Here is a 10,786-nt window from a genome sequence, read left to right on the forward strand (position 1 = left end):
GACAGCCGGCGCGCGGATGCGCCGGCCCGGGTCGCACCCGGGTAGGCGCGCCGCGTTGTGTGGCCGCCCCCACCATGGAATGGCGGCCCTCAGGTCTTTTTCTCCGCACCCTCTTATACTGTCGGTCAAATCCGCCCCCCGGGTCATCCCGGCACGGACCTGACCCTTGCACAAATCCTCACACGTTCAGGCTGCCCTCATGCGTAAGACGCTCAAGAACATTAGCCTCGTCTCAATAGGCGTCGTTGCCGGCGTGCTCGCCACGCTGCAGATTTCGGCGACCGCCCAGAATACGACCGGGCCGCTGCCGCTGGACCAGTTACGGCTGATGGCCGATATCTTCGGGCAGATCAAGCGCGAATACGTGGAGCCGGTCGATGACAAGAAGCTGCTGACCGAAGCCATCAAGGGCATGGTCGCCAGCCTCGACCCCCACTCGGCCTACCTGGACGAGAAGGATTTCAAGGAACTGCAGGAAGGCACGCGCGGACGCTTCGCCGGCCTGGGCATCGAGATTTCCCAGGAAGAGGGCCTGGTCAAGGTCATCAACCCGATCGAGGACACGCCCGCGTTCCGCGCCGGCATCCAGCCGGGTGACCTGATCACGCGAATCGACGACAAGCCCGTGCGCGGCCTGCCGCTGGAACAGGCGGTCAAGCGCATGCGCGGCGAGCCGGGCACCAAGGTCACGCTGACGATCTACCGCAAGAGCGAGGAACGCACGTTCCCGGTGTCGATCACGCGCGCGGAAATCCGCGTGCAGTCGGTCAAGACCAAGATGCTCGACAACAACACCATCGGCTGGGTGCGCCTGACGAGCTTCCAGGAGCGCACCGTGACCGATCTGGGCCGTCGCCTCAAGGAGATGGCCGATAAGAATCCGAACCTGCGCGGTATCGTGCTGGACCTCCGCAATAACGGTGGCGGCGTGCTGCAAGGCGCGGTAGGCGTTGCCGCGGCCTTCCTGCCCGAGGATTCGGTCGTGGTATCGACCAACGGCCAGGTACCGGATGCCAAGCGCGTCTACAAGGCGTCGTTCAGCAACTACCGCCTGTCGTCGCTCGAGGACGATCCGCTCAAGGATCTGCCGGCAGAGTTCAAGAAACTGCCGATGGTCGTGCTGACCAACGCCTACTCGGCGTCAGCATCGGAAATCGTGGCCGGCGCGCTGCAGGACCACAAGCGCGCGACGCTCATGGGCAAGACGACGTTCGGCAAGGGCTCGGTCCAGACCGTTCGCCCGCTGACCAACGACACCGGCATCAAGCTGACGATCGCGTACTACTACACGCCGTCGGGCAAGTCGATCCAGGCCAAGGGCATCCGCCCGGATATCCCGGTCGACCAGAACCCCGAAGGCGATCCGGACGACGCGCTGATCACGCGTGAAATCGACACCGAACGCCACCTGCACAACAAGCAGGAGTCGGAAGAGCCGGAAATGGCCGAACGCGAGCAGCGCCGTGTGGAAGAACTGCGCCGCCTGGAAGAAGAGAACGCCAAGAAGACGCCGGAAGAGCGCGAGAAGGAACGCAAGAAGAAGCCGGTGGAATTCGGTTCGCCCGAGGACTTCATGCTGCAGCAGGCCATCGCACAGCTCGACGGCAAGCCGGTGCAACGTTCGAAGTCGCGCCTGGAAGCCACCGGCACGGCTGGCAAGCCGGACAGCTCCGACAGCCCGAAGCCGGCCAGCAAGGCGCCCGCCAAACCGGCTGCCAAGCCGGCGGCCCCGGCCAAGCCTTCCAGCCCGCCGCCCGCAAGTGCCCCGATCGGCGATCCGCTGGGTACGCCGACCGGCAAGAAGTAACGGCAGGACGCGAGAAGCCCGCCGCGCGACTCTGGCGCGTGGCGCTTTCCGCCTTCAGCCCTGCGGCCCGCGGTATTGCACCGGCGGGCCGTTTTTGTTTGATCTCCTGATTCCACGTGGACCATGACCGACGATCAGCTTCTGCGCTATTCGCGCCATATCCTGCTTGACGAGCTCGGCATCGAAGGCCAGGAGCGCCTGCTGGCCGGCCATGCGCTGGTGATCGGCGCAGGCGGGCTCGGCGCGGCGGCGTTGCCCTACCTGGCCTCGGCCGGCGTGGGCACGATCACGATCGTCGACGACGATGACGTTGACCTGACCAACCTGCAGCGCCAGATCCTGCACACCACCGCCAACGTGGGCCGCCCCAAGGTCGAATCGGCCAGGGAGGGAATGCTGCGCATCAACCCCGGCATCGACATCCGCATGGTGCCGATGCGGGTGGGCGACGCCGAACTGGATGGTCTCGTCGCGCAGGCTGATGTCGTGCTCGATTGCTGCGACAACTTCGCCACGCGCCACGCCGTGAATCGCACCTGCCTGCGGCACCGCAAGCCGCTGGTATCCGGCGCCGCGCTACGCTTCGATGGCCAGGTCACCGTGTTCGACCTGCGCAATCCCGATGCGCCTTGCTACGCCTGCCTGTTCCCGCCATCCGAACCGGCGCCTGAGGCCGCCTGCGCCACGATGGGCGTGTTCGCGCCGCTGGTCGGCATGATCGGCACGGTGCAGGCCGCTGAGGCCCTGAAATTGCTGACTGGTGTAGGAGAGACGCTGGCAGGACGCTTGCTGATGGTCAACGCCATGTCGATGGAGTGGACCACGATGCGCCTCTTGCGCACGCCGGGCTGCGAGGTCTGCGGCGGGGACCACTGAGTCCGCCGAGCTGCGGGGCGATGGACGATCCGGCGCTGGAGCCCTCCGGCGCGGACCGTCCATGCTGATACAGCTGGATGAGTACAAGAATCCGAATGAGAACGGTTACTAACCGATTGCGCATTCGGGCGCGGCGTCTCGAAACGCCGCGCGTCTGACCAGCCGTCGCCGCGCGTCATCGCGACGCGCGCGGCGGCCAATCCTTTGCCTGCGCGCTTACTGCTCGCCCGGCTCCATCTGAGACTGCAGGTAGTTCGGCAGGCCGACCTTGTCGATCAGGTCAAGCTGCGTCTCCAGGTACTCGATGTGCTCCTCGGTGTCCGTGAGGATATCGACCAGGATTTCGCGGCTGACATAGTCACCAACCGATTCGCAGTACGCAATGCCTTCCTTGACGGTGGCGTGAGCACCCTGCTCCAGCTTCAGGTCGCACTTGAGCATTTCGGGCGTGTCTTCGCCGAGGAGCAGCTTGTGCAGGTCCTGCAGGTTGGGCAGGCCGTCGAGCATCAGAATGCGCTCGATCAGGCGATCGGCGTGCTTCATTTCGCCGATGGATTCCTTGTACTCCACGTCGCCGAGCTTCTTCAGCCCCCAGTGGCGATACATACGGGCGTGCAGGAAATATTGGTTGATCGCGGTGAGTTCGTTCTTCAGCTGCGCGTTCAAATGCTGGATGACCTTCTTGTCACCTTTCATACAGGGCTCCTGTTGCAAACGACAACGGACCCAGGCAGCGGCACGAATGACAAGGAGCGCAAATACAAGAAAGCGCGCCTCGGACTTTCGTCCGTGGGCGCGCTCTCAATGCACGCGTTCTTTGGGTAATTCTGCGGTATTCGAATCAGGCAACCAGCGCTGTGCGCCGGTCGTTCGCGACTGCCGGGTCCCGAGCGTCCATTATGGCATGTGACGTAGTCGTCGAACAGGACGAAATTTCGACAACTTTGATCGTAGCCATAGTTGAGGCCCTCACGGTCTTCACCGCGGCAACGCCTTCACACAGCACTTGCTGCGCGCATTCGCGGCAACGGCCGCAGCAGGTCCCAACGCCAAGCGTTTCCGCCAGCTCATCCATTGTCGACACGCCGAGGTGGGCGGCGCCATGGATTTCATGATCAGTGACCTGGTTGCAAATGCAGACGTACACAAAAGCCTCCTTGGGGGCGGCGTCGGCACCGGCATGCCGCACGCGATGAGAGGCAGAATATCAGAGATTAGAAATGATAACAATTCCCATTAATGCACTTGCAACGGACTGTCCGTATGCATCACAAACCGAGGAATTGAGGCGATTGACTGGCCACTTTTCGGCGGCATAAGTGCCGCAAACGACACTGTAATCGCGCCCTAAAACCCTGAAATCCTCAGGGTTTCAGGGTGGTGTCACGCCGTCAGCTGCTTCAACGCGACCGTAAGCTCGTCCGGTTCGTAGCAGTTCAGGATCTGGTCGACCGCCTTGTTCAGGCGCTCGCAGTCCGCATGGATGACCTCCTGCTTCACCCGCAGCAATTGCGCCGGGTGCATCGAGAACTCGCGTAGTCCCATGCCCAGCAGCAACCGGGTCATTGCCGGATCCCCCGCCATCTCGCCACACACGGCGACGGGCACGCCCGCGTGGTTGGCTTCGCGGATCGTCCGGGCAATCAGCTGTAGCACGGCCGGGTGAAGCGGGTCGTAGAGGTGCGCCACGGCATTGTCGGCGCGGTCGATCGCCAGCGTGTACTGGATCAGGTCATTGGTGCCGATGGACAGGAAGTCCATGCGCTTGAGGAACAGCGGCAGCAGCAGCACAGCAGCCGGGATCTCAATCATCGCCCCGACCTTGATACCCGGGTCGTACGGCAGGCCGCGTTCGTCGAGCTGGCGCTTGGCTTGCTCGATCAGGTCCAGCGTCTGGTCGATCTCACCGGCGTGAGCCAGCATCGGGATCAGAATCCGGACCGGGCCGAACGCGGAAGCGCGCAGTAACGCCCGCAACTGGGTCAGGAACATCCCCGGCTCTGACAACGACCAACGGATCGCGCGCAAACCCAGTGCGGGGTTCAGCGCGGTCTCGAAGTCGTCGCCACGGCCGTCGAGCGGCTTGTCGGCACCGATGTCGATGGTCCGAATCGTGACCGGCAGCCCGTGCATCGCTTCCACGGCGTTGCGATACGCGTGGAATTGCTCGTCTTCATCCGGCAACTCGCCACGCCGGTTCATGAACAGGAATTCGGACCGGAACAGCCCCACCCCGACGGCGCCGGCGGACAGCGCCGCACCGGCATCCTCCGCCATCTCGATATTGGCCAGCAGCTCGATCTCGAGCCCGTCCAGCGTCACCGCCGGCATGTGGCGCAGCCGCTGCAGGCGCTTCTTCTCAAGCGCGCGCTCGCTCTGGCGGTGCCGATACTCTTCAAGAATGATGGCCGACGGATCGACGATCACCAGGCCGGCATCGCCATCGATGATGATCCAGTCGTCCTGTCGGATCAGTTCACTCGCGTTCTTGACGCCCACCGCGGCGGGGATGTCGAGACTGCGCGCGACGATAGCCGTGTGCGATGTACGGCCGCCCAGGTCCGTCACGAAACCGTGGAACACGGTGTGCTTGAACTGGAGCATATCGGCCGGGCCGATGTCGTGGGCCACCACGATCACGCCCGGCGTGGCCTCGCCATCCGGCGCGAGCGTCGGCACGGGCGCCGGCGCCAGCACGGGCGCCCCGGCCAGCACCTTCAGGATCCGCTCCACCACCTGCTCGATGTCGGCCTTGCGCTCGCGCAGATACTCGTCCTCGATCTCGTCGAACTGACGCATCAGTTCTTCGAGTCGCGTGGTCAGGGCCCACTCGGCGTTATAGCGGCGTTGGAGAATCAGCGTCTCGGGTTCGCGCGACAGGGCCTCATCGTCGAGGATCATCGCGTGGACATCGAGAAATGCCCCCATTTCCTCCGGCGCGTCGCGCGGCAGGTCACGCTTGAGCGTGATCAGCTCGGCCCGCACCGCGGCGCGTGCCGAGCGCAATCGCTCCACCTCGGCTTCGAGCCGGTCTTCGTCGACCAGGTAGTGCGACACATCCAGCGCAGCCGGCGCAAGAATATGGGCTCGCCCGATGGCGACCCCACGAGAAACCGGAATGCCGTGCAAGGCAAAGGGCATGAACCGCTCCGTCAGGAACGTTTAGAAAAAGCCTGGATTACCGTCGAACTTCACTCGCCTTCGCCGAAGCGGTTGGCGATCAGCGCCAGCAGCGCATCCATCGCCTCCTGCTCGTCAGGGCCGTCAGTCTCGATCGAGACTGTCGATCCAATCCCGGCGGCCAGCATCATCACGCCCATGATGCTCTTGGCGTCGACCTGGCGGCCGTTACGGGACATCTTGACCTGGCTGTTGAAGCTACCCGCCAACTGCGTGAGCTTGGCGGATGCGCGGGCATGAAGCCCGAGCTTATTGATGATGGTGGTGTCCCTCTGCAGCATATTTGTCGGGATGATTTGCGGTTTGGTTCTGGACGGCGGTCGTGCCTATTTGCAGCACGCCCTGGGCGCCTCCGGCCAAGGCCTTGGTGGCAAGCTGGTCGAGCTTCTCCGTCCGATAGCAGATAGCGCGCACGAGCATCGGCAGGTTGACACCGGCCAGCACCTTGACCCGACCCGGCTCGGCAAGCCGCGCGGCGATATTGGCAGGCGTGGCGCCGAAGATATCGGTCAGCACCAGGGCGCCGTTCTCTTCGCAAACGTCTGCGAGGCGCTTCCGCGCCTCGGCCAGCACCGCCGCAGGGTCGGCATCGGCGATAACGTCGATCGCCTCCACCCGCTGCGGCTGGCCGCAGTAGACGTGGCCAGCGCAATCGCGCAGCGCCGAAGCCAGTGGCGCATGAGCGATGATCAGAATTCCTGCCATGATGGTGAATCCGTTGGACTGCCCGAATTGTAGCAGGCAGCCTGACCGCCCAATCCGCGGCCCCGCCCGCCGCGCCAACTGTGGCGCCTGAACATCGGCGGAGACCAGCGGCGGTTGGAGACCGTCAGCGACGGTCGGCGGCTACGGCCTGCTCCAGCGCGTCGATGAACATGCCCGCGACATTGAAGCCGGTCTGCTGGGCGATCTCCTGAAAACAGGTCGGACTCGTCACATTTACTTCGGTCAGGTAGTCGCCGATCACGTCCAGCCCTACCAGCAGCAAGCCCTGTTTCCATAGTCCGGGCGCCAGGGTTTCGGCGATCTCGCGATCGCGCGCGCTCAACTCCTGCGCCCGCCCCACCCCGCCAGCGGCCAGATTGCCGCGAATTTCGGTGCCCTGCGGAATCCGCGCCAGCGAATACGGCACCGGCTTGCCGCCGATCAGCAGGATGCGCTTGTCGCCATCCTTGATGGCCGGGATGTAGCGCTGGACCATCAGCGTGCGCGCGCCGTTGTCGCCAAGCGTCTCGACGATCGCACCCAGGTTCATGGCGTCGGCGCCTACCCGGAACACACCCATGCCGCCCATGCCGTCCAGCGGCTTGACGATGATGTCCTTATGCTCGGCATGGAATTCACGAATGCGGCCGGCATCGCGCGTCACCAGCGTCGGCGTGATGAACTGCGGATGCTGGCCGATCGCCAGTTTCTCCGAGTGGTCCCGAATCGCGCGCGGCTTGTTGAAGACGCGCGCGCCCTGCGCTTCGGCCAGTTCCAGCAACCAGGTGCTGGTCACGTACTCCATGTCGAACGGCGGATCCTTGCGCATCAGCACCGCATCGAACGCGGACAGCGGCATCATCGCGGCATCGCCCAGCCGATACCAGGCCTGGGCGTCGTCGGTCAGCTCCAGCGGCCGCACCATGGCCTCCACGACGTTGGCCGACAGCGAAAGCTGCGATTGCAGGCAGAAGAACAGCTCGTGCCCGCGCGCCGCCGCCTCGGTCATCATGGCGAAGGTGGAGTCCTTGTAGGTCTTGAAGGTCTCCAGCGGGTCGGTAATGAACAGAATGCGCATGGTGGATTGCAGGGGCGTTACGAATCAGATGATCGGATTCGGGTCGGTCTTCTCGAGTTCCAGCGACGCGGCCAGCAGGGCCAGGCGCGCCACCACGCCATACATGTAGAAGCGGTTCGGCACGGCCGCGCCCGGCTTGGCGTGGCTGTCCGGCATACCGTTCGGCGCGAAGGCCAGCGGCACGAAGTGCATGCCCGGCGCGTTCAGGTTCTCGTCGATGCCACGGCCCGTGTGCACGCGGTAGAAGCCGCCCACCACGTAGCGGTCGATCATGTAGACCACCGGCTCCGCCACCGCGTCGTTGACCTTTTCGAAGGTGTGCACGCCTTCCTGGATGATGACGTCGGAGACCTCGAGGCCCTCCTTCACGACACTCATCTTGTTGCGCTCCTTGCGATTCAGGCCCTTCACCTCGGACGGGTCGCGCACGGTCATGATGCCCATGCCGTAGGTGCCGGCGTCGGCCTTGACCACCACGTAGGGCGTTTCCTTGATGCCGTACTCGCGGTACTTTTTCGCGATCTTCTTGAGCACGCCTTCCACCGCGTCAGCCAGTTCTTCCTCGCCGATGCGCTCATGGAAGTTCACGCCAGTCTGCCGCGCGAAATACGGATTCACCATCCACGGGTCGATGTCGATCAGCTTGGCGAACTTCTTGGCCACCTCGTCATAGGCGGCGAAGTGGCTGCTCTTGCGGCGGGTGGACCAGCCGGCGTGCAACGGCGGCAGCAGGTACTGCTCGTTGATGTTCTCCAGGATCGGCGGGATCCCGGCCGACAGGTCGTTGTTCAGCAGGATCGAGCATGGATCGAAATCCTTCAGGCCCAGCCGGCGGCCCTTGGCGCCAAGGCGCGCGAGCGGCTCCACCACCAGCGTCTGACCGTCGGGCAGCTCGATCGGGGTGGGTTCGGTGATTTCCTCGGACAGCGAGCCCAGGCGCACATTGAGGCCCGCCTGGCGCATGATCAGCGACAGCCGCGCCACGTTCTGCAGATAGAACATGTTGCGGGTGTGGCGCTCGGGAATCAGCAGCAGGTTCTTGGCGTCCGGGCAGATCTTCTCGATCGCGGCCATGGCGGCCTGGACCGCCAGCGGCAGCATTTCGGGCGCGAGGTTGTTGAAACCGCCCGGGAACAGGTTGGTGTCGACCGGCGCCAGCTTGAAGCCGGCGTTGCGCAGGTCCACGGAACAATAGAACGGCGGAGTATGCTCCTGCCATTCCAGCCTGAACCAGCGCTCGATGGACGGTGTGGCGTCCAGGATCTTCTTCTCGAGTTCGAGTAGCGGACCGTTCAGCGCGGTGATGAGATGCGGGACCATATCCATCCTAATGAATCAGCTTTATTGTCCGCCCCGATTGTAGTGGAACGGCCACGAGGCTGCAGGCCCGCCCTGAATAAGCATATGCGGAGCCCAGCATAAGGGATCTGAATATGGGGATGTTTGACGCATTTCAAAGGTCCTGAGACCATGCGCCGCCCCATGGGTGCTATATGCGCGCGCCATGGGCAAAAAAAAAGCGCGACATGGCGTCGCGCTTTCAAATGGCCTGACAGATACGGGGAGCGTTCTGCAGGTGGAGGAAACTGCCTCACTGGCACTCTATGCCCCGCAGGCATTAAAGACAATTGAGACTTTTTAAGATCCGATTTAAGCACCCTGCGAATACTGACACCCGTTTGAGGGGCGGGCCCGAAAATAAAAAAGCCCCGGCACATGGCCGGGGCGAAACTCCTGAGAGAAGATTCCCAATCAGCTCTCCAGCACAACACCTTGGCAGATATCAGACCTCATACGCGGTTTCACCGTGCGAGGTGATATCCAGACCTTCGCGCTCTTCCTCTTCCGGCACGCGCAGGCCAATCAGCATATCGACCAGCTTGTAGGCCACCAGCGCTACCACGCCGGACCAAACGATTGTGGTCAGCACACCTTCGAACTGGATCCAGACCTGACCGGCGATCGAGTAGTCGTCGGCCACCTTGTTGGCAACGTAGTCATAGATGCCCGTACCGCCCAGGCTCGGCGCGGCGAACACACCGGTCAGCAGCGCGCCGAGAATACCGCCCACGCCGTGCACACCGAACACGTCCAGCGAATCGTCCATGCCCAGCAGGCGCTTCAGACCGGTCACGCCCCACAGGCACAGCAGGCCGGCGATCAGGCCCATCGCGATCGAGCCCATCGGGCCGACGAAGCCGGCGGCCGGGGTGATCGCCACCAGGCCGGCGACAGCTCCCGAGGCGCCACCGAGCATCGACGGCTTGCCCTTGCCGATCCATTCACCGAAGGTCCAAGAAACCACCGCGGCGGCCGTGGCCAGCAGCGTGTTGACGAAGGCCAGCGCGGCGCTGCCGTTGGCTTCCAGGGCCGAACCGGCGTTGAAGCCGAACCAGCCGAACCACAGCAGCGAGGCGCCCACCATCGTGAAGGTCAGGCTGTGCGGACGGATCGCTTCACGACCGAAGCCAATGCGCTTGCCGAACATGAACGCGCCCACCAGACCGGCCACGGCGGCGTTGATGTGCACCACAGTGCCGCCCGCGAAATCGAGCGCGCCCTTCTGGAACAGCCAGCCGGCCTTGGCGGTGGCGGCGGTGCCTGCGGCGGCATCGGTGTACGCATCCGGGCCGGGCCAGAACCAGACCATGTGGGCCATCGGGATGTATGCAAACGTGAACCAGAGGACCACGAATACCAGCACCGCCGAGAACTTGGCGCGCTCGGCGAAGGCGCCGATGATCAGGCTGCAAGTGATCGCCGCGAACGCGCACTGGAACGCGAAGTAGCCCAGTTCCGGCACCACAACGCCCTTGCTGAACGTGGCGGCCACGGCATCGACCGTCAGGCCCTTCATGAACAGACGGTCCGTGCCACCGAAGAAGGCGTTGCCCTCCGTGAACGCGAAGCTATAGCCGTAGATGGCCCACAGGATCGAGATCACCGAGAAGATCATCAGGCACTGCATCAGCACCGACAGCATGTTCTTCGAGCGGACCAGGCCACCGTAGAACAGCGCCAGGCCCGGCAGCGTCATCAGGATCACGAATGCGGTGGAGACCAGCAGCCAGGCCGTGTCGCCCTTGTTGGGCACCGGGGCAGCCGGCGCGGCGGCAGCTTCGGCGGGCGCCGCGGCAGGC

General features: G+C 63.9%; 10 protein-coding genes. 2 read left to right on the plus strand and 8 right to left on the minus strand.

The genetic code is table 11. The annotated features are described in order from the left end of the window. The first annotated feature begins 199 nt into the window (after window positions 1-199). Both D769_RS13305 and moeB read left to right on the plus strand, forming a co-directional pair. Window positions 200-1,807: a S41 family peptidase gene (locus D769_RS13305; RefSeq protein WP_008645852.1), complete on the plus strand. Its 1,608-nt coding sequence runs from the start codon at window positions 200-202 to the stop codon at window positions 1,805-1,807. A gap of 123 nt (window positions 1,808-1,930) precedes the next feature. Next, window positions 1,931-2,683, plus strand: a complete 753-nt coding sequence (gene moeB / locus D769_RS13310) for a molybdopterin-synthase adenylyltransferase MoeB (protein ID WP_008645853.1) — start codon at window positions 1,931-1,933, stop codon at window positions 2,681-2,683. 216 nt (window positions 2,684-2,899) lie between these two features. Here the strand turns inward: moeB and bfr are convergent, their stop codons facing one another. The 8 genes from bfr to amt all read right to left on the minus strand — a co-directional run. Beyond that, entirely contained in the window at window positions 2,900-3,379 is a 480-nt protein-coding gene (gene bfr / locus D769_RS13315) for a bacterioferritin (RefSeq protein ID WP_008645854.1), read from the minus strand. A gap of 145 nt (window positions 3,380-3,524) precedes the next feature. Continuing rightward, a complete protein-coding gene (locus tag D769_RS13320; RefSeq protein WP_008645867.1) occupies window positions 3,525-3,830 on the minus strand; it encodes a (2Fe-2S)-binding protein in 306 nt (101 codons plus the stop codon). A 236-nt stretch (window positions 3,831-4,066) separates the two neighbouring features. Next, the gene (gene ptsP, locus D769_RS13325) at window positions 4,067-5,824 is read right to left on the minus strand and encodes a phosphoenolpyruvate--protein phosphotransferase (RefSeq protein ID WP_008645868.1); all 1,758 of its coding nucleotides are present in this window, start codon (window positions 5,822-5,824) and stop codon (window positions 4,067-4,069) included. A gap of 50 nt (window positions 5,825-5,874) precedes the next feature. Next, window positions 5,875-6,144: an HPr family phosphocarrier protein gene (locus tag D769_RS13330; protein WP_008645869.1), complete on the minus strand. Its 270-nt coding sequence runs from the start codon at window positions 6,142-6,144 to the stop codon at window positions 5,875-5,877. Further along, window positions 6,113-6,568, minus strand: a complete 456-nt coding sequence (locus tag D769_RS13335) for a PTS sugar transporter subunit IIA (protein WP_008645870.1) — start codon at window positions 6,566-6,568, stop codon at window positions 6,113-6,115. Before D769_RS13335 ends, D769_RS13330 begins: the two co-directional genes overlap by 32 nt. 124 nt (window positions 6,569-6,692) lie before the next feature. After that, the gene (gene gshB, locus D769_RS13340) at window positions 6,693-7,646 is read right to left on the minus strand and encodes a glutathione synthase (protein ID WP_008645871.1); all 954 of its coding nucleotides are present in this window, start codon (window positions 7,644-7,646) and stop codon (window positions 6,693-6,695) included. 24 nt (window positions 7,647-7,670) lie between these two features. Then, a complete protein-coding gene (gshA, locus tag D769_RS13345) occupies window positions 7,671-8,966 on the minus strand; it encodes a glutamate--cysteine ligase (protein WP_008645878.1) in 1,296 nt (431 codons plus the stop codon). A gap of 463 nt (window positions 8,967-9,429) precedes the next feature. After that, window positions 9,430-10,786 (minus strand): ammonium transporter (amt, locus tag D769_RS13350; protein ID WP_008645879.1); only part of this gene is annotated, 1,357 nt, incomplete at its 5' end.

Origin of the sequence: Cupriavidus sp. HMR-1 (assembly GCF_000319775.1) — a bacterium.
In the GTDB taxonomy this organism is placed as follows: Bacteria; Pseudomonadota; Gammaproteobacteria; order Burkholderiales; family Burkholderiaceae; genus Cupriavidus; species Cupriavidus metallidurans.

What these genes read in the sequence shown, in the direction of transcription:
- D769_RS13305 (WP_008645852.1), top strand. Translation starts at nt 200, where the DNA reads ATGCGTAAGACGCTCAAGAACATTAGCCTCGTCTCAATAGGCGTCGTT.
- ptsP (WP_008645868.1), bottom strand. Translation starts at nt 5,824, where the DNA reads ATGCCCTTTGCCTTGCACGGCATTCCGGTTTCTCGTGGGGTCGCCATC.
- bfr (WP_008645854.1), bottom strand. Translation starts at nt 3,379, where the DNA reads ATGAAAGGTGACAAGAAGGTCATCCAGCATTTGAACGCGCAGCTGAAG.
- gshA (WP_008645878.1), bottom strand. Translation starts at nt 8,966, where the DNA reads ATGGTCCCGCATCTCATCACCGCGCTGAACGGTCCGCTACTCGAACTC.
- D769_RS13330 (WP_008645869.1), bottom strand. Translation starts at nt 6,144, where the DNA reads ATGCTGCAGAGGGACACCACCATCATCAATAAGCTCGGGCTTCATGCC.
- gshB (WP_008645871.1), bottom strand. Translation starts at nt 7,646, where the DNA reads ATGCGCATTCTGTTCATTACCGACCCGCTGGAGACCTTCAAGACCTAC.
- moeB (WP_008645853.1), top strand. Translation starts at nt 1,931, where the DNA reads ATGACCGACGATCAGCTTCTGCGCTATTCGCGCCATATCCTGCTTGAC.
- D769_RS13335 (WP_008645870.1), bottom strand. Translation starts at nt 6,568, where the DNA reads ATGGCAGGAATTCTGATCATCGCTCATGCGCCACTGGCTTCGGCGCTG.